The 18,350-nt window shown below is 63.0% G+C and carries 16 protein-coding genes and 1 pseudogene; 12 read left to right on the forward strand and 5 right to left on the reverse strand.

Annotation, left to right across the window (positions count from 1 at the left end; all coding sequences use genetic code 11):
- Nucleotides 1–89: 89 nt before the first annotated feature.
- The 4 genes from LOY69_RS01895 (at nucleotide 90) to LOY69_RS01910 (ending at nucleotide 6,899) form a co-directional block, all read left to right on the forward strand.
- Nucleotides 90–3,731 (forward strand): DUF2339 domain-containing protein, encoded by a 3,642-nt coding sequence (locus LOY69_RS01895; protein ID WP_265074070.1) that lies wholly within the window; start codon nucleotides 90–92, stop codon nucleotides 3,729–3,731.
- On the forward strand, nucleotides 3,728–5,107 hold the full coding sequence (locus LOY69_RS01900) for a DUF3999 domain-containing protein (protein ID WP_265074071.1): 1,380 nt from the start codon (nucleotides 3,728–3,730) through the stop codon (nucleotides 5,105–5,107). Before LOY69_RS01895 ends, LOY69_RS01900 begins: the two co-directional genes overlap by 4 nt.
- 175 nt (nucleotides 5,108–5,282) lie before the next feature.
- Entirely contained in the window at nucleotides 5,283–6,293 is a 1,011-nt protein-coding gene (locus LOY69_RS01905) for a class 1 fructose-bisphosphatase (protein ID WP_102862754.1), read from the forward strand.
- A 3-nt stretch (nucleotides 6,294–6,296) separates the two neighbouring features.
- Nucleotides 6,297–6,899 (forward strand): DUF924 family protein, encoded by a 603-nt coding sequence (locus LOY69_RS01910; protein WP_110595374.1) that lies wholly within the window; start codon nucleotides 6,297–6,299, stop codon nucleotides 6,897–6,899.
- Between the two features lie 13 nt (nucleotides 6,900–6,912).
- Here LOY69_RS01910 and LOY69_RS01915 read toward each other — a convergent pair whose 3' ends face one another.
- From LOY69_RS01915 to LOY69_RS30440, 4 genes and pseudogenes are all read right to left on the reverse strand, one after another.
- Nucleotides 6,913–7,245, reverse strand: a complete 333-nt coding sequence (locus tag LOY69_RS01915; protein ID WP_102882113.1) for a type II toxin-antitoxin system RelE/ParE family toxin — start codon at nucleotides 7,243–7,245, stop codon at nucleotides 6,913–6,915.
- Complete coding sequence (locus LOY69_RS01920) at nucleotides 7,242–7,514, reverse strand: type II toxin-antitoxin system Phd/YefM family antitoxin (RefSeq protein ID WP_102882112.1); 273 nt, start codon at nucleotides 7,512–7,514, stop codon at nucleotides 7,242–7,244. Before LOY69_RS01920 ends, LOY69_RS01915 begins: the two co-directional genes overlap by 4 nt.
- 168 nt (nucleotides 7,515–7,682) lie before the next feature.
- Nucleotides 7,683–8,447 (reverse strand): methyl-accepting chemotaxis protein, encoded by a 765-nt coding sequence (locus tag LOY69_RS30435; RefSeq protein ID WP_371826192.1) that lies wholly within the window; start codon nucleotides 8,445–8,447, stop codon nucleotides 7,683–7,685.
- Between the two features lie 93 nt (nucleotides 8,448–8,540).
- Nucleotides 8,541–9,575 (reverse strand): annotated as a pseudogene (locus tag LOY69_RS30440) (cache and HAMP domain-containing protein); the annotation flags it as partial.
- Nucleotides 9,576–9,578: 3 nt separating this feature from the next.
- Here LOY69_RS30440 and LOY69_RS01930 point away from each other — a divergent pair.
- The 3 genes from LOY69_RS01930 to LOY69_RS01940 are packed head-to-tail and all read left to right on the forward strand — an operon-like array spanning nucleotide 9,579 to nucleotide 10,715.
- Nucleotides 9,579–9,824: a hypothetical protein gene (locus LOY69_RS01930; RefSeq protein ID WP_102882110.1), complete on the forward strand. Its 246-nt coding sequence runs from the start codon at nucleotides 9,579–9,581 to the stop codon at nucleotides 9,822–9,824.
- Between the two features lie 32 nt (nucleotides 9,825–9,856).
- A complete protein-coding gene (locus LOY69_RS01935) occupies nucleotides 9,857–10,111 on the forward strand; it encodes a hypothetical protein (protein ID WP_011058771.1) in 255 nt (84 codons plus the stop codon).
- 34 nt (nucleotides 10,112–10,145) lie between these two features.
- On the forward strand, nucleotides 10,146–10,715 hold the full coding sequence (locus LOY69_RS01940) for a lipocalin family protein (RefSeq protein WP_102862758.1): 570 nt from the start codon (nucleotides 10,146–10,148) through the stop codon (nucleotides 10,713–10,715).
- Between the two features lie 85 nt (nucleotides 10,716–10,800).
- Here LOY69_RS01940 and LOY69_RS01945 read toward each other — a convergent pair whose 3' ends face one another.
- A complete protein-coding gene (locus tag LOY69_RS01945; RefSeq protein ID WP_265074072.1) occupies nucleotides 10,801–12,165 on the reverse strand; it encodes a formimidoylglutamate deiminase in 1,365 nt (454 codons plus the stop codon).
- A 107-nt stretch (nucleotides 12,166–12,272) separates the two neighbouring features.
- On the opposite strand from LOY69_RS01945, the gene hutC reads away from it, so the two are divergent.
- The 5 genes from hutC (at nucleotide 12,273) to LOY69_RS01970 (ending at nucleotide 18,333) form a co-directional block, all read left to right on the forward strand.
- Entirely contained in the window at nucleotides 12,273–13,022 is a 750-nt protein-coding gene (hutC, locus tag LOY69_RS01950) for a histidine utilization repressor (RefSeq protein WP_102862760.1), read from the forward strand.
- Nucleotides 13,019–13,591, forward strand: coding sequence for a HutD family protein (locus LOY69_RS01955; protein ID WP_102862761.1), 573 nt, complete (start codon nucleotides 13,019–13,021; stop codon nucleotides 13,589–13,591). The genes hutC and LOY69_RS01955 overlap by 4 nt, the downstream gene beginning before the upstream one ends.
- A 403-nt stretch (nucleotides 13,592–13,994) precedes the next feature.
- A complete protein-coding gene (gene hutU / locus LOY69_RS01960) occupies nucleotides 13,995–15,677 on the forward strand; it encodes a urocanate hydratase (protein WP_102862762.1) in 1,683 nt (560 codons plus the stop codon).
- Between the two features lie 145 nt (nucleotides 15,678–15,822).
- The gene (locus tag LOY69_RS01965) at nucleotides 15,823–17,292 is read left to right on the forward strand and encodes a purine-cytosine permease family protein (protein WP_102882107.1); all 1,470 of its coding nucleotides are present in this window, start codon (nucleotides 15,823–15,825) and stop codon (nucleotides 17,290–17,292) included.
- A gap of 75 nt (nucleotides 17,293–17,367) precedes the next feature.
- Nucleotides 17,368–18,333 (forward strand): ABC transporter substrate-binding protein, encoded by a 966-nt coding sequence (locus LOY69_RS01970; RefSeq protein ID WP_102882106.1) that lies wholly within the window; start codon nucleotides 17,368–17,370, stop codon nucleotides 18,331–18,333.
- Nucleotides 18,334–18,350: the final 17 nt, after the last annotated feature.

An 18,350-nucleotide genomic window follows, 5' to 3' on the forward strand; every position in this document is an offset into this window, starting at 1 on the left:
CCTACAATCTCCGTAGGGGCCGGCTTGCCGGTGAACGCGTCAACACAGCTGTACCTGTCCTTTAGTGGACCGCTTAGGGATATCGACACATGCAATGGATGTTCATGCTGTTGGGGTTGGTGCTGGGGTGGATCGTTGATGAGTCCATCAGTGATGCCCTGATCGGTGCCCTGCTGGGCCTGGCTGTCGGCCTGGCCATTCGCTTCGGCGCCCTGCATCGTCAGGTTGTCGACCAGCACCGCGAGCTGGAACAGGCGAAAAAGGCCCTGGCCACCCTGGGCCAGCGTCTTGCGCTGTTGGAAAGCAACGCTAGCCCCGCCGCCGAACCTGCGGCCGAACCCCTGGTCAATGCCCCGCTTGCCGAGGCTCGCGCAGGCACGAGCGCCGCGGCGGAACGCGAAGACCTGCCTGAATTCATTCTTGATGAAGTCCAGCCTGTGGAGCCGGCTGCCCCCGAGCTGGTCTGGGAGCTGCCCGCTGCGGTGCCCCCTGCCACGGCAATCCAAGCCAGCCAGCCGCTGCCGGAGTCGGTCTGGCAACCCGGGCCCCAGGTGGCGTCCCGGGAGCCACAGCCAGCTGCGGCCCCTATGGACCTGCAACCGAACCTGATCGAACGCGCCATCAGCGGTGCACGCAACTGGCTGTTTGGCGGCAACACCGTGCTGCGGGTCGGCGTGGTGCTGTTGTTCCTCGGCCTGGCCTTCCTCCTGCGCTATGCCACCGAAGGCATGGTGGTACCCATTGAATTGCGTTATGCCGGAGTGGCGGCCAGCTCCCTGGGCCTCTTGGGGCTGGGTTGGTGGCTGCGGCGACGCAACAGCAATTACGCGCTGATGCTCCAGGGCACCGGCATCGCCGTGCTCTACCTGACGGTGTTCGCGGCCATGCGCCTGCATCCGTTGCTCGACCCTTCTGCGGCTTTGGGCCTGCTGGTGGCCGTGACCGTGTTTTCGGCGATCCTGGCCATTACCCAGGATGCCCTGGGTCTGGCGGCGGCCGCCGCCCTGGGCGGTTTTGCCGCGCCCATCCTGACGTCCACCGGCGCCGGCAGCCATGTGGCGCTGTTCAGCTACTTCGCCCTGCTCAATGCCGGCATCCTCGGCATTGCCTGGTTCAAGGCCTGGCGCCTGCTGAACCTGATCGGCTTTGTCGGCACCTTCGGCATCGGTTTCGCCTGGGGCCTGCGCTCCTATGCCCCGGAGCTGCTGTGGAGTACCGAGCCGTTCCTGATCCTGTTCTTCCTCATGTACCTGGCCATTGGCCTGCTGTTCACCCGGCGCAAGCTGCTGGAAATGACCGATGCTCCGGCGGACGCCGATCGTCAGGCGCTGCTGCACTGGTCCGCACGCAAGGGTGACTACGTCGATGGCAGCCTGCTCTTCGGCCCGCCGTTGGTGGCTTTCGGTTTGCAACTGGCGCTGGTCCGGCATCTGGAGTTCGCGGCGTCTTTCAGTGCCCTGGCCCTGGGCTTGATCTACATGGTCCTGGCGCGGGTGCTGATGGGCGGTCGCGCCCTGTTGCTGGGGGAAACCTGCCTGGCCCTGGGTGTGATTTTCGCCAGCCTGGCCATTCCGTTGGGTCTGGATGCGCGCTGGACGTCCGCGGCCTGGGCCGTGGAGGGCGCGGGGATCTTCTGGCTCGGCCTGCGTCAGCAGCGACCATTGGCCCGGGCCTTCGCCTTGCTGTTGCAGGTGGGCTCGGCCCTGGCTTTCCTCAGCGAATTGAGTCCCGGGAACACCAGCCTGCTGGCCGGTGCGCCTTTGGGGGCATTGCTGCTCGGTGGCGCGTTGCTGTTCAGCTTCGACCAACTGCGACGGGCCGATAAGTCCTTGCCTTCGACCTGGGAGCAGGGCATTGCGCCGCTCTTGGGGGTGCTTGGGCTGGGTTTCCTGTATCTGCTGGCGCCCTTGTTCTTCTTCACCCAGGGCACGGCCATCAGTTGGGCCCTGGCCGGGCTGGTGACCTTGTGGGTCGGCCTGCGCCTGCAATCGCGGGCCTTCCTGTTCACGGCATTTGGCGTCCAGTTGCTCGGCGGGGCCTTGTTCCTGATGCGCCTGCAAGGGGCGGACGGCGACGCCAGCGCGGTCTTCAGTGCCGGCTGGAGCGGCCTGATGAGCGCCTCGCTGATTGGGCTGGCGCTGATTGGCGGCATGCTCCTGGCCGCCCGCAATGACATGGTGCGCAAGGACCCGCGCTTGTTGCGGGGGCTGTCGGTGGTGCTGCTGGCGGGCTTGATGATGATCAACCTGGCGGTGCTGTTTGTGCTGCCTTGGCGTACCGCCAGTGGGGTCTGGGCCGCCAGCGGGCTGTTGATCATCTGGCTCAGCCTGTACTTGCAGCAGCGGGCCAGTTTTGTCTTTGGCCTGGTGCTCCAGGTGATTGGCGGCAGCACCTTCCTGCTGGCCGGCTCGGACTGGTATTTCGTGGCGGTGGCGGACGCTGCGCGGCCCCTGGCCAATGGCGACTTCTGGACGCCGATGGTCCTGGCCCTGGCGGCGCTGGTCGGGGCCTGGCGCTTGCAGCGGGGCCATCATGGCTCGGCGTTCGATGCCTTGAGTCTGGGGCGCCTGTCCGACCTGTTGTTGGCCTGGGGGGCTTGCTGGTGGGCCTTTACTTGGCTCAAGGAGGTACTGCGCTTCGCCCCGGCCCATTGGCAGGCGAGCCTGTTGCTGCTGATCACCGCCGCCAGCGTGCTGCTCTGCGCGCTGCTGGCGGTGCGCCTGCAGTGGAAGTCCCTGGGGCTGGTGTGCAGCCTGCTGATACCGGTGGGCGCCCTGGTGCTGCTGGCGGCTTGGGCACCGCGTTATCACCCGGCGGCGGATCTGGGCTGGCTGGCCTGGACCCTGCTGTTCGCCGTGCACTTCTTCAGTCTGCGGCGCCTGGCGGCATGGCTGCCGACGCGGGTCCTGAGCATCGCCCATGTGCTGGGTTGCTGGCTGCTGCTGGGGGTGTTGGCGCAGGAACTGCGCTACGCCTTGCTGCTGTTGTCCGAGCAGTACAACGCCTGGCGCTGGCTGGGCTGGGCGATCCTGCCGAGCCTGTACCTGGTGGCCATGGCCGCGCCGCGCCATTGGCCGTGGCCGGTTGCCGCGCATTCCAGGGAGTACCGCCTGTATGCCGCGCTGCCCCTGGCGGTGTTGATGCTGGGCTGGTTCTGGCTGGCCAATACCTTCAGCGACGGCCGAGCCGAGCCGTTGCCTTACTTGCCGCTGCTCAATCCCCTGGAGCTGGGGCTGCTGTTTGCCCTGTTCGGGGTCTATGTGTGGTCCCGCAGCGCGGTGCAGGTGCTGGCGCTTCGGAGCGATTACGCCGAGCGCGGCGCCCAGTTGGTGGCGGGGGTTTCCCTGTTCGCCTTCTTCACCGTGCTGGTCATGCGCGCGGCTCATCATTGGAGCGGTGTGCCGTTCCAGGCGGATGCGTTGCTTGAGTCGATGATGGTCCAGGCCGGGCTGTCCATCGTCTGGACCCTGATTGCCCTGGGCTTGATGATTGGCGGGCATGTGCGCCATCGCCGCGAAGTCTGGCTGATCGGCGCGGCGTTGATCGCGGTGGTGGTGGCCAAGCTGTTCCTGGTGGAGTTGAGCAACCGTGGCGGGCTGGCGCGGATCGTCTCTTTCATCGGGGTTGGTGTGTTGTTGCTGGTGGTGGGGTATTTCGCCCCCTTGCCGCCTAAGCGGGTCGAGGCCGAGCCTGAAGCCGGCAAGCCCTTGAATGAAGGAGTGTCGTCTTGAGTCAGAAGTTGAACCTGGGCTGGTGGGGGGCTGCGGGCCTGTGTGTGGCGTTGTCCGCCGTGGCCCAGGACAAGCCCGGGGACTTCAAGTCCCAGGTGCCCTTGACCCTGAGCGGCGAAGGCCCCTGGTACCGCCTGGAGCTGCCGCTCGCCGTGCAGCTCCAGGCCAGCCAGACCGATCTGCGGGATGTTCGCGTGTTCAACGCCGCCGGCGAGCCCCAGGCCTATGCCGTGGCCCGTCAGCAGGCGCAGACTCGCGAGCAGCGCAGCCTTACTGATGTGAAGTGGTTCCCGCTGTACAACTCGGCGCAAGCTGGCGACAGCATCCCCAGTGTGCGGGTGCAGTCCAACGCCAATGGCACGCTGGTGGAAGTGCAGCCGGCCACTGAGTTGGAGGCGGGTGAAGAAGTCCTGCGAGGCTGGTTGCTGGATGCCAGCGCCATCAAGGCGCCGCTGCAACAACTGGTGCTGGACTGGACCAGTGAGCGCGACGGTTTCCAGCGTTTCAGCATCGAGGCCAGTGACGATCTGCAGCACTGGCAATCCTGGGGAGAAGGCCAGGTGGCACGGCTGTCGTTTGCCGACGAGCGGGTCGAGCAGCATGAGGTGGCTTTGCCCGGGCAGTCGGCACGTTACCTGCGCTTGCTGTGGAACACCCCGCAGGCGGCGCCGGTGCTCACTTCCGCGCAGTTGCAGAGCAGTACCACCAGCAGCCTGCCGTCGCCGCTGGTGTGGTCGCAACCGCTGGGCGGCACGGCCGCCAAGGCCGGTGAGTACAGTTGGCAGTTGCCCAAGGGGCTGAATGTCGAGCGCGTGCGGGTCGAGCTCAAACAGGCCAATAGCCTGGCGCCCGCAACATTGTACGGACGCCGTGAGAGCAGCCTGCCCTGGCAGCCCCTGAGCAATGGCCTGCTGTACCGCCTGACCCAGAATGGCCAGGACGTGCAGCAGAACGAACTGCAATTGCCGGGGCAGACCGTGCAGCAGCTCAAATTGACAGTGGATGAGCGTGGCGGCGGCCTGGGCGCCGAGGCGCCGACCCTGCAATTTGCCGTGCGCGGCACGCAACTGGTGTTCCTGGCTCGTGGCGCCGGGCCCTATACCCTGGCGCTGGGCAACCCGACCGCAACAGCGGCCAACCTGCCGTTGGCCACCCTGATTCCTGACTACAGTCCGCAGCGTCTCAAGGAACTGGGCCAGGCCAAGGTCGAGGGCGCGGCGCAACTGACGACGTCCACTGCGGCGTCGCCGGACGTCGCCGTGGCCAGCGGGCCTGACTGGAAAAAAATCGGCCTGTGGGCGGTGCTGCTCCTGGGGGTACTGGCATTGGCCGGCATGGCCTTCAGTCTGCTGCGCAAGCCGGCGGTCAAATCCTGAGCGGTTGCGGGGATGGCAGAGGGCGCTGTGGCCAGTCATGCCTGGGGTTTTGTGGCTACGCTGAAACCGGTGCCTGAACTCTATCTGCCGGTTCCCTGTCTGAGAGGAGGAAATGCGCCCCGACTCGCGTTAAACTGCGCGGGTTTTTAGTCCCCCCATTCCTCCGGAGCCTTCCATGTCCCGCGTTACCCTGAGTCGCTATTTGATTGAGCAGACCCGCAGCAACAACACTCCTGCCGATCTGCGCTTCCTGATCGAAGTGGTGGCGCGTGCTTGCAAGGAGATCAGCCACGCTGTGTCCAAAGGCGCCCTGGGTGGTGTTCTGGGCAGCATGGGCACGGAAAACGTGCAGGGCGAAGTGCAGAAGAAGCTCGACGTGATCTCCAACGAGATCCTCCTGGAAGCCAACGAATGGGGCGGTCACCTGGCCGGCATGGCGTCCGAGGAAATGGACAATGCCTACCAGATCCCGGGCAAATACCCGAAAGGCGCCTACCTGCTGGTATTCGACCCGCTGGACGGTTCGTCGAACATCGATATCAACGCGCCTGTTGGCACCATCTTCTCGGTGCTGCGTTGCCCGAATGAGTACCTGAGCCAGAACGAAGCCTTGAACGAAAAGGCCTTCCTGCAGCCGGGCACCCAGCAGGTTGCTGCCGGTTACGCCATCTACGGCCCGCAGACCATGCTGATCCTGACCCTGGGTCATGGCGTCAAGGGCTTCACCCTGGACCGTGAAATGGGCAGCTTCGTGCTGACCCACGAAGACATCAAGATCCCGGAATCCACCCAGGAATTCGCCATCAACATGTCCAACGAGCGTCACTGGGAAGCTCCGGTCAAGCGCTACGTGAGTGAGCTGCTGGCCGGCGACACCGGGCCACTGAAAAAGAACTACAACATGCGCTGGGTCGCGGCCATGGTCGCCGACGTGCACCGTATCCTGACCCGTGGCGGCTTGTTCATGTACCCACGCGACAGCCGCGAGCCGGAGAAGCCGGGCAAACTGCGGCTGATGTACGAAGCCAATCCGATGTCCTTCCTCATCGAACAGGCTGGCGGTTCTTCTACCGACGGTCGCCAGCGCATCCTCGACATTCAGCCTGAAGGCCTGCACCAGCGTGTTGCCGTATTCCTTGGTTCCAAGGAAGAAGTGGCTCGTGTGACGGGCTACCACAAGGAATAAGACATGGCCCAGTCCTGGCAGCCTCTGCTTGATTGGTGGTTCGGTTCAGCCGAAAAGCCGGCAGAGGTGGTCGCTGCCAAGGGCAGGCTGTGGTTTGGCAAACGCGACAGCCAGGACCTCGAAGCGCGCCAGCGCTTTGGTGGTCTGGTGGAGCAGGCTCTGGCTGGCGGATTGACCGAGTGGACGCAAAGTCCCCAAGGTTGGCTGGCCCTGGTGCTGTTGCTCGATCAGTTGCCGCGGATGATCTATCGCGATACGCCCAAGGCGTTCTCCGGCGATACCCGTGCCCAGGCACTGGTGGCGCAAGGCATTGCCGCGGACCTCGACCGGCGCTTGCCGGCCATGCAACGCAGCTTCATCTACCTGGTGTTCGAGCATTGCGAGCACCTGCCGGTGCAGAACGAAGGGGTTTCCCGCTTTGCTGCCCTGCACGACGAACAACCGGAGGAAGATCGCCCGGTGTTCGCCGATCAGCTGGACTACGCCGAACGGCACCAGAAAATCATTGCCCGCTTCGGGCGCTTTCCCCATCGCAACGCCATCCTCGGTCGTGAGTCCACTGCCGAGGAGCTGGCTTTCCTGCGCGAGCCTGGTTCGCGTTTCTGACGGCCGGCAAGCATTACTTGCCCGCTCGCAATAGGCGCTTCATCAGCAATGACGGCAGGTCTTTGCGTGTATCGGCAATGATGTGGATAAAGACGGTGTTCTCCCGCACTTCGTAGATCACCCGGTTCATACCGCAAAGTACCTGACGATAGTGGCGCAGATTGAGCTGCTGAATTTCGTCAGGTACCACGCCAGCGTAGGGCGAGGTCGCCAGTTGAGCCACGGTGGATTTCAAGTGCTGGAAGGTGCTGTGCCAGGCTTGGGGAGAGAATCGACTGATCAGGTATTGTCTGAGCTCTTTCAGGTCGCGTTCTGCCGAATGCAGAATGACCACCTTGAATCTCATTGCAGGTCGTCCCGCTCCAGGTCGGCAAACACCTGCTCTGCATCACGGAACTGACCGGCTTCAATCTCCCGGTTGCCCAAGGCCAGAAGTTTCAACATGGCCAGGGTCGCTTCCTGTTCCTCAAAGCTCTGTACATCCATAACCACCAGCTTGGCTTCGCCATTCTGGGTAATAACCAGAGGCTCGCGGCTTTCCGTCAGTTGCTTGACGATCTCGGCGGTGTGGCTTTTCAGGTAACTGATGGGCTTGATCTGGGATGAAAGCTTCATGGGGCGGGCTCGACTGTAAAGGCAGGCCTGAGTTTAGTCTTAATCCAGTTCTGTTGGGGGCGTGCAGACCAGCGACTGTATTGCCGAATGTCCGCAATCGAATGATTTCACCGGCAAGCCGGTTCCTACGAATACTGGTAGGAGGTGGCTTGCCGGCGAAGCTGCTCCTCAGATACGGAAGCTGCCCACCAGGTGCTGCAGGCGCTTGGCCTGTTGTTCCAGGTCGGCGCAGGCGCGCAGGGTGGCTTGCAGGTTTTCCACCCCTTCCTGATTCAGGGTGTTGATTTCGGTGATGTCGACGTTGATCGACTCCACCACCGCGGTCTGCTCCTCGGTGGCGGTGGCCACCGACTGGTTCATGCCGTCGATTTCGCCGATGCGCTGGGTCACGCTGCCCAGGCGTTCGCCGGCCTGGTTGGCGATGCCGACACTGCTTTCGCTCTCACGCTGACTCTCGGTCATGGTGCCCACCGCTTCACGGGCGCCCACTTGCAGCTCCTCGATCATTTTCTGCACTTGCTGCGCCGAATCCTGGGTGCGGTGGGCGAGGTTACGCACCTCGTCCGCTACCACCGCGAAACCGCGTCCGGCCTCACCGGCGCGAGCCGCTTCGATGGCGGCGTTGAGGGCCAGCAGGTTGGTCTGCTGAGAAATGCTGGTGATGACTTCGAGGATCTGCCCGATGTTCACCGTGTTGCTGTTGAGGGTCTCGATGTTGTCGCAGGAGCTGCTGATCTTTGCCGACAGCTGATGCATGGCGGCGATGGTCTGATCCACCACTTGCTGGCCGTCTTGCGCCAGGCTGCGGGCCTCGCTGGAGTGCTGCGAGGCGAGGGCGGCGTTCTGGGCGATTTCCTGGGCGGCGGCGCCCAGTTGGTTGATGGCCGCGGCCACGCTGCTGGTGCGCGAAGCCTGTTGGTCGGAGTTGAACATCGACGAGTTGGAGGCGGCGACTACGCGCAGGGCCACTTCGTTGACCTGGCCGGTGGCCGAGGACACTTCGCGGATCGAACTGTGGATGCGTTCGACGAAACGGTTGAACGACACCCCCAGGGTGCCGAATTCGTCGTGGCCATGGATCACCAGGCGTTTGGTCAGGTCGCCTTCGCCTTCGGCGATGTCGTGCATGGCCCGGCCCATCACGTGCAGCGGTTGCATCAGGATGCGGATCAGCATGCCCAGCAGGCTGATGATGATCACTACCGCGATCAGCATGGCGATGATCGCCGAGGTGCGAAATTCACTGAGCACGGCGAAGGCGGTGTCCTTGTCCAGGACCAGGGCCACGTACCAGTCGGCCGAGGGCACGCCGTTGACGTGGGTGAAGGAGATGAACTGGGTCTTGCCGTTCAGCTGCACTTCTTTCAGGCCGGGGCTGATGCTCGGGGCACCCGCGGGATAGGCTTCGGCGAGGCTCTTGAGCACCAGTTTGCTGTCGGGGTGGATGAGGATCTTGCCGTCGGCGCTGACGATGAAGGCCTGGCCATGACCGCCGAAGTTCAGCGAGTTGATGATGGCGCTGATGCTCGACAGGTCAATATCGGCGCCGGCCACGCCGATCATCTGGTTCTGATGCTGCACCGGGGTGGCCACGGTGATCACCAGTTTGCCGGATGAAGCGGCGATGTAGGGTTCGGTGACGATGGTCCGTTGCGCGCCGGTGGCCGCCTTGTACCAGCCGCGGGCGCGGGGGTCGTAGTCGGCGGCGCGATTGCCGGCCGGCACCGAAAACATCACGCCGTCCTGGCCGCCGAAGTAGCTGAGCTGGAAGTTGCTGGTATAGGCGGGCAGGCCGACGCTGCGTTTCAGGCTCTCGGCGCCGTTGCCATCCACGGCGATCTGCTGGGCCAGAGACTGCAGGAGCTGGATGCGGCTTTCCAGCCAGGTCTGGATATTGCTGGTGGTCAGGCTGCCCAGTTCCTGCATGGTGGACTCGGTGCTGCTGCGCAGGGCCTCACGCTGTCGGTAGTCATTGAACAGAATAAAACAGGCGAACGCGACGGCCACCACAAGGGCGGCGGCAAGCAGGATCTTGTGGCTGAATTTCATATTGCTGGTCATTAAGTGAACTACCGCGATGGGCTGGTCAACGAGGGGCGTCAATTTGCCACAGTGGAGGGCTTTGCGCTGCAGTTATGTCGACTGGCTATTACTGAAGATGAGGCCTCGTGGAGAAAAACCGACGAACAGCAGGGCAAGGCGAAAAGGTGTTTGATTTACCGGGAAAATGCCCGGAGCACCGGGCAAGAAATACCCGGCCGAGCGGGGAACCAGAAGGGGGTTTTCTCTTCTAAGCTTCTGGTTGGCTGACAGGCCTTCCCCCTTTCGTCCAGGAGTTCACCATGTCCCTGCGTTCTCTCGCTCTGTTGTCGTTCTGCGTGCTGCTGGCTGCGTGCAGCAAGGTCAATCAGGAAAACTATTCCAAGCTCTCGGCGGGCATGCCCAAGGCCGAGGTTGAACAACTCCTGGGCAAGCCGACTGACTGTTCGGGCGCGCTGGGCATGTCCAGCTGCACCTGGGGCGACAAGAACAGCTTTATCAGCGTGCAGTATGCCGGTGACAAGGTTCTGATGTTTTCCGGGCAAGGCCTGAAGTAAAAAACCGGGGCTTCGGGCCCACGGGAGAAAAATAATGATGCGTTTTGTTTTCACTCTTCTGGTCGGCCTGCTCTTGGCCGGCTGCGCCACGTCCCGGGACGATTCGCTGGCGCCCAAGACCGTCAACCACGTCGATCTCAAGCGTTACCAGGGGACCTGGTACGAGCTGGCGCGGTTGCCGATGTATTTCCAGCGTAACTGTGCGCAATCCGAGGCCCGCTACACCCTGTTGCCGGAGGGCAACGTGGCGGTGCTCAACCGCTGCCTGACCCCGGAGTGGAAGTGGGAGGAGGCTCGTGGCACGGCAACGCCTCAGGTGCCGGGCAAGACCGACAAGCTGTGGGTCGAGTTCGATAACTGGTTCTCGCGGCTGCTGCCGGGGGCGACCAAGGGCGACTACTGGGTGCTGTATGTCAGCGATGACTACAAGACCGCGATTGTCGGCAATCCCAACCGCCGTTACCTGTGGTTGCTGTCGCGGACCAAGGAGGTCAATGAGACGGTGCGTGAAGAGTTGCTGAGCAAGGCGCGTCAGCAGGGCTACGACACCACGCGACTGATCTGGCGGGTGTCGGACTCGGCCATGGCCAAGACCTCGAAATAGATTCATTCCCTGTAGCAGTCGGCTGGCCGGCGAAGGCGTTCGTGAGAATGCCTTCGCCAGCACGTCGGCTCCTACGAACTTGGGGTCAGTTGAGCAGCTCGCGCAGGACTTGGGTGAAGGCCCGGCTACTGTCTTCTTCGGCGGCGTGACGTCCGTTACGCACCACCCACTGACCACCCACCATCACATCCCGTACCTGGCGGTCGCCGCCGGCAAACAACCAACGGTTGAGAATCCCGTCGCCATCCGCGGTGGCCAGGTAAGGGTCGTTGCCATCCAGCACCAGCCAGTCGGCGCGCTTGCCCACGGCCAATGTACCTACGGGTTGCCCCAGCGCCTGAGCGCCGCCAGCGAGCGCGGCATCGTACAAAGTGCGGCCGACCATGGGCTGGTCGGCGCGGTACAGGCGGTTGCGACGCTGGTCCCGCAGGCGTTGGCCGTACTCCAGCCAGCGCAGTTCTTCCACCACGCTCAAAGACACGTGGCTGTCGGAGCCGATGCCCAGGCGTCCGCCTTGGGCGAGGAAGTCCACCGCCGGGAAGATACCGTCGCCCAGGTTGGCCTCGGTGGTCAGGCACAGGCCGGCAATGGCCCGGCTTTTGGCCATGAGGCTGACTTCTTCCGGATCGGCGTGAGTGGCATGGACCAGGCACCAGCGTTGATCCACCGCGACGTTTTCATACAACCATTGCAGTGGGCGGCGTCCGCTCCTGGCCAGGCAGTCGTCGACTTCCTTCTGCTGTTCGGCGATGTGGATGTGTACGGGACATTGGCGGTCGCTGGCGGCCAGGACTTCGCTGATCTGCTGTGGCGTGACCGCGCGCAACGAGTGAAAGCACAGGCCCAACTGCTGGTTGGCCTGTTGCGCCAGCAGGGGCTGCAAGTGCTGTTGCAGTTGGAGGTAGTTTTCCGTGCTGTTGATAAAGCGGCGTTGGCCGTCATTGGGGGCCTGGCCGCCGAATCCCGAATGGCTGTACAGCACGGGCAGCAAGGTCAGGCCGATGCCGCTGCTGGCGGCCGCCTGGCTGATGCGTCGGGACAGCTCGGCAGGGTCGGCGTAGGGCTGGCCGTCGGTGTCGTGATGCACATAGTGGAATTCCGCCACTGAGGTGTAGCCGGCCTTGAGCATTTCGATGTACAGCTGGCGGGCGATGATCTCCAACTGTTCAGGGCTGATCTTGCCCACCAGGCGGTACATCAGGTCGCGCCAGGTCCAGAAGCTGTCGTTGGGGTTGCCGGCCACTTCCGCCAGCCCGGCCATGGCTCGCTGGAACGCGTGGGAGTGCAGGTTGGGCATGCCGGGTAGCAGCGGGCCCTTGAGCTGTTCTGCACCTTCTGCACTGGCGTTGGCCTGGATGTGAGTCAGCAGGCCGTCGGCACTGACTTCAAGACGTACATGGTTGGCCCATCCATCAGGCAGCAGCGCGCGTTCGGCGAAGAAGGCGGACATGGTTCAAGCACCCCATCGTGTGTTATTTGTATATACATATACAGACGTTTGCCTGCTCGGTAAACTCCGGCAAGCTAGTCACCTTTTTTGCTCAACAAGGATTTCCCGTGCCGACTCCGCCTGCCAAATCGCCGCTGGCTGCCCATCTGGGCGATAGTCCGGCGCCCTTGTATGCCCGCGTCAAACAGATGATCACCCAGCAGATCGAGAGCGGAAACTGGCCGCCGCATTACCGCGTTCCCTCGGAAAGCGAGCTGGTCAATCAGCTGGGCTTCAGCCGCATGACCATCAACCGCGCACTGCGGGAAATGACCGCTGAGGGCATGCTGGTGCGCATGCAGGGCGTGGGGACCTTCGTCGCCGAACCCAAGAGCCAATCGGCCTTGTTCGAAGTGCACAACATTGCCGACGAGATCGCCTCCCGCGGTCATCGCCACACCTGCCGGGTCGTCACCCTGGGCGAAGAGGCTGCCGGTTCCGAGCGCGCTCTGGCCCTGGACATGCGCGAAGGGCAGCGAGTCTTCCACTCGCTGATCGTGCATTTCGAGAACGACATCCCGGTGCAGATCGAGGATCGCTTCGTCAACGCCCTGGTGGCGCCGGAGTACCTCAAGCAGGACTTCACCCTGCAAACCCCTTACGCCTATCTGTCCCAGGTCGCCCCCCTGACCGAGGGCGAGCATGTGGTGGAGGCGATTCTCGCCGAGCCCGAAGAGTGCGAGCTGCTGCAGATCGAGCGTGGCGAGCCGTGCCTGTTGATTCGGCGTCGCACCTGGTCCGGGCGCCAGCCGGTGACCGCCGCCCGGTTGATCCACCCCGGTTCCCGTCATCGTCTGGAAGGGCGCTTTCATAAATGATCCAGTCCACTTTGTTACGCGCCGCCGACTACCCGCGCATGCCATGGAAAAACGGCGGCGGCAGCACCGAAGAAATCACTCGTGACGCCGGCACTGGCCTGGAAGGTTTTGGCTGGCGCCTGTCGATTGCCGATATCGGCGAATCCGGCGGCTTTTCCAGCTTTGCCGGTTATCAGCGAATCATCACCGTGCTGCAGGGTGCGGGCATGCAACTGACGGTCGATGGCGAAGAGGTTCGGCCCTTGCTGCCCCTGGACCCCTTTGCCTTCAGCGGTGCCAGCCAGGTCAATTGCACCTTGCTGGAGGGCGCGATCCGCGATTTCAACCTGATCTATTGCCCTGAGCGTTACGTCGCCCGCTTGCAGTGGTTCGATGGTCAGCAACGCTTCTTCACCCAGGCGCACACCGTGCTGGTGTTCAGTGTCGCCGAGCAGACCTGGGTGGACACGGGCAGCATCCCGGTGCAGGCATTGGGGCGTTATGACTGCCTGCGCCTGGATGACAATGCCGGGGTTATGGAAATCGCCACCGATGGACGCTGCTGCGTCATCGAACTCACCGCCATCTGATCATTGTGGCTGGGTGCAGGCCGGGATACGGCCTGCTACCGGCTTCTATTCGTTCCCTCGCTGCGCCGGAACCCCAGCCCGCACCTGCCGTGCAGAACGGGCACACATCTCCCTGCAATTGCTGTTTCTCTCGCGCACCAGTTTGTTACCGAACGCCCCAGCACAGCGCAAAACCGGGTTTTGGTAACAGCTTCGCTGCGGCCAAAAAACTCTTCTGGAAAATTCTCGCCCTGTTGAAAGCCTTGTCCAGCAAGGCTTGCGGTTTGCTCTCAAGGTTTTTCAGGTACGTCTCAAGCGAGTTGGCCGCTTGATTGCATATGCTTGTATGTACAAGTAAATATGTGTGCGTAAGAGTCGATGGAATCCTCTTCGCACCTTGGACTCATCGCCGAGGAGTTTTTCCGTGACTGACAGCAAACCCACCCAATTCCGCAACGTCGAAATCCGCGCTGCACGTGGCAACAAGCTGACCGCCAAGAGCTGGCTGACCGAAGCGCCGCTGCGCATGCTGATGAATAACCTCGACCCGGAAGTTGCAGAGAATCCCAAGGAACTGGTGGTCTACGGTGGCATTGGCCGCGCCGCGCGCAACTGGGAGTGCTACGACAAGATCGTCGAAGCCCTGACCCAGCTGAATGACGACGAGACCCTGCTGGTGCAGTCCGGCAAACCGGTGGGCGTGTTCAAGACCCACAGCAACGCGCCGCGGGTGCTGATCGCCAACTCCAACCTGGTGCCGCATTGGGCCAGTTGGGAGCACTTCAATGAACTGGACGCCAAGGGCCTGGCCATGTACGGCCAGATGACCGCCGGCAGCTGGATCTACATCGGTAGCCAGGGCATCGTCCAAGGCACTTATGAAACCTTCGTTGAAGCCGGTCGCCAGCATTACGACTCCAACCTCAAGGGTCGCTGGGTCCTGACCGCCGGTCTGGGTGGCATGGGCGGCGCGCAACCGCTGGCCGCGACCCTGGCCGGGGCGTGCTCGCTGAACATCGAGTGCCAGCAGACCAGCATCGACTTCCGCCTCAAGACCCGCTACGTCGACGAGCAGGCCACCGACCTGGACGACGCCCTGGCACGCATCAAGAAGTACACCGCCGAAGGCCGCGCGATCTCCATCGCCCTGTGTGGCAACGCCGCAGAAATCCTGCCGGAACTGGTACGCCGTGGCGTGCGTCCGGACATGGTCACCGACCAGACCAGCGCCCACGACCCGCTCAACGGCTACCTGCCCAAAGGCTGGACCTGGGAGCAGTACCGCGACCGCGCCAAGACCGAGCCGGCTGCCGTGATCAAGGCCGCCAAGCAGTCCATGGCCGAGCACGTCAAAGCCATGCTGGCCTTCCAGAAAATGGGGGTTCCGACCTTCGACTACGGCAACAACATCCGCCAGATGGCCCAGGAAGAGGGCGTGGAAAATGCGTTCGACTTCCCAGGTTTCGTCCCGGCCTACATCCGTCCGCTGTTCTGCCGTGGTGTCGGTCCATTCCGTTGGGCGGCGCTGTCCGGTGATCCGCAGGACATCTACAAGACCGACGCCAAGGTCAAGGAACTGATCCCTGACGATGCCCACCTGCACAACTGGCTGGACATGGCGCGCGAGCGCATCAGCTTCCAGGGCCTGCCGGCGCGGATCTGCTGGGTCGGCCTGGGCCAGCGCGCCAAGCTCGGCCTGGCGTTCAACGAGATGGTGCGCAGCGGCGAGCTGTCGGCGCCGATCGTCATCGGCCGCGACCACCTGGATTCCGGCTCGGTGGCCAGCCCGAACCGTGAAACCGAATCCATGCAGGACGGCTCCGACGCCGTGTCCGACTGGCCGCTGCTCAACGCCCTGTTGAACACTGCCAGTGGTGCGACCTGGGTTTCCCTGCACCACGGTGGCGGTGTCGGCATGGGCTTCTCCCAGCATTCGGGGATGGTCATCGTCTGCGACGGCACCGATGAAGCGGCCGAGCGGATTGCCCGGGTGCTGCACAACGATCCGGCCACCGGGGTCATGCGTCACGCCGACGCCGGCTACCAGATCGCCATCGACTGCGCCAAGGAACAGGGCCTGAACCTGCCGATGATCACCGGTAAGTAACCGCAGCATCGGTTCACCCCACTCTCCCTGTAGGAGCCAGCTTGCTGGCGAAGCAAGCACCACGGTGCATCAGCTGCACCGCCTCGCGAGCAAGCTCGCTCCTACAGTGGAAATCGTCTGCAGTGCCCATAGAGGTTTGACGTCCATGGCCTTAGCGAATGATCGTGCAAGCAGCAAGCCGTTGATCGAAAGGCGTTCGATCGACTACATCCCGGAAGCGGAAAGACACGGTCGTCTCTTGAGCCAGTTCACCCTGTGGCTGGGTGCCAACCTGCAGATCACGGCCATCGTCACCGGCGCTCTGGCGGTGGTGTTGGGCGGTGATGTGTTCTGGTCGTTGATCGGGCTGTTGATCGGGCAACTGCTGGGCGGCGCAGTGATGGCGCTGCATGCGGCGCAAGGACCGAAGCTCGGTCTGCCGCAGATGATTTCCAGCCGGGTGCAGTTCGGGGTCTATGGCGCGGCCATCCCGATGGTGCTGGTGTGCCTGATGTACCTGGGTTTCACCGCAACCGGCACGGTGCTTTCCGGGCAGGCGCTGGGCCAGATGTTCGGTGTCAGTGACAGCATCGGCATCCTGATTTTCGCCAGCGTCATTGTGCTGGTCACGGTGCTTGGCTATCGGGTGATTCACTACATCGGCCGGGTTGCCAGCGTGATCGGCGTGATCGCCTTTTTCTACCTGTTCAGCCGGCTGCTGAGCCAGACCGACGTCAGCGCCTTGCTGGCGATTCGGCACTTCAGCTGGAGCAGCTTCCTCCTGGCGGTGTCGTTGGCCGCATCCTGGCAGATCGCTTTCGGGCCTTATGTCGCCGACTATTCGCGCTACCTGCCGAGCAAGACGTCGCCATTGAAGACCTTCCTCGCCGCCGGTGCCGGTTCGGTGATCGGTGCCCAGGTGGCGATGGTGCTCGGGGTGTTCGCCGCGGCCCTGTCCAAGGGCCAGTTCGCCGGTCGTGAGGTGGCTTACATTGTCGGCTTGGGCGGCACTGGCGCCATAGCGGCGTTGCTCTATTTCAGCATTGCCTTCGGCAAGGTGACCATCTCGACGCTGAACTCCTACGGCAGCTTCATGTGCATCGCCACCATCATCAGCGGCTTTCGCGGCGAGCTGAAAGTGACGCGCTTGCAGCGGTTGATCTTCGTGTTGCTGATCGTCGGTGCCGCGACCCTGATCGCGCTGCTGGGCCAGCACTCGTTCCTCGGCGCATTCAAGTCTTTCATCCTGTTCCTGCTGGCGTTCTTCACGCCCTGGAGCGCGATCAACCTGGTGGATTTCTACTGCATCACCAAAGAGCGCTATGACATCCCGGCGCTGTCCAACCCGGACGGCCGCTACGGGCGCTGGAATGCCATGGGCATCACTATTTATGTGTTCGGCGTGCTGATCCAGATGCCGTTCATTTCCACCCACTTCTATACCGGCCCCCTGGTGGCGAGTCTGGGCGATACCGATATCTCCTGGATCATCGGCCTGGTGGTGCCCGCGGCGTTGTACTACGTCTGCGCGAAGAAGTGGCATGGCGCGGTGCCCGAGCACCTGATCCTGCCGGTAGAGCAGGACGCGCCCAACGAACAAAAGCTGAGTCAGGCCCGTCGCGCTGCTGCGGTGTGAGTCTTGACGGGACGTGGACAGGGCTGGATGCCTCTTAACTGCCGTAAGCCAACTCATGATTAGGAGCGTCACACAATGAAAATGCATAAGACCCTGCTGACCACGTTGCTGTCCATGGGCTTGCTGGCCGCTTCCGGCGCCCAGGCGGCCGGCTGGTGCGAGTCGGGCAAACCGGTGAAGTTCGCCGGCCTGAACTGGGAAAGCGGCATGTTGCTGACCGACGTCCTGCAGTTCGTCCTGGAGAAGGGCTACGACTGCAAGACCGATAGCCTGCCGGGCAACTCCATCACCATGGAGAACGCCCTGGGCAGCAATGACATCCAGGTCTTCGCCGAAGAGTGGGTGGGCCGCAGCGAGGTGTGGAACAAGGCCGAGAAGGCCGGCAAGGTGGTGGGCGTCGGCGCGCCGGTGGTGGGAGCCGTCGAAGGTTGGTACGTGCCGCGCTATGTGATCGAGGGCGACGCCAAGCGCAAGCTCGAAGCCAAGGCGCCAAACCTGAAAAATATCGCCGACCTGGGCCAGTACGCCAGCGTGTTCAAAGACCCGGAAGAACCGAGCAAGGGCCGCTTCTACAACTGCCCGGCCGGTTGGACCTGTGAGCTGGACAACAGCGAGATGCTCAAGAGCTACGGCCTGGAAAGCAGCTACACCAACTTCCGCCCGGGCACCGGCCCGGCCCTGGATGCGGCGGTGTTGTCGAGCTACAAGCGTGGCGAACCGATTCTCTTCTACTACTGGTCGCCGACCCCGCTCATGGGCCAGGTGGATCTGGTCAAGCTGGAGGAGAAACCCGGCGTCGACAAGAGCGTGAGCATCAAGGTCGGCCTGTCCAAGACCTTTCATGACGAAGCTCCTGAACTGGTGGCGGTACTGGCCAAGGCCAACCTGCCCATCGATCTGCTTAACCAGAATCTGGCGCGCATGACTCGCGAACGCATCGAGTCGCCGAAACTGGCGAAACTCTTTCTCAAGGAACATCCTGAAGTCTGGCACCCATGGGTCAGCGACGACGCTGCCAGGAAAATCGACGCGGCCTTGTAGGTCGGGCTTTTCCGACG

This window comes from Pseudomonas sp. B21-059 (genome assembly GCF_026016285.1).
GTDB lineage: Bacteria > Pseudomonadota > Gammaproteobacteria > Pseudomonadales > Pseudomonadaceae > Aquipseudomonas > Aquipseudomonas danubii.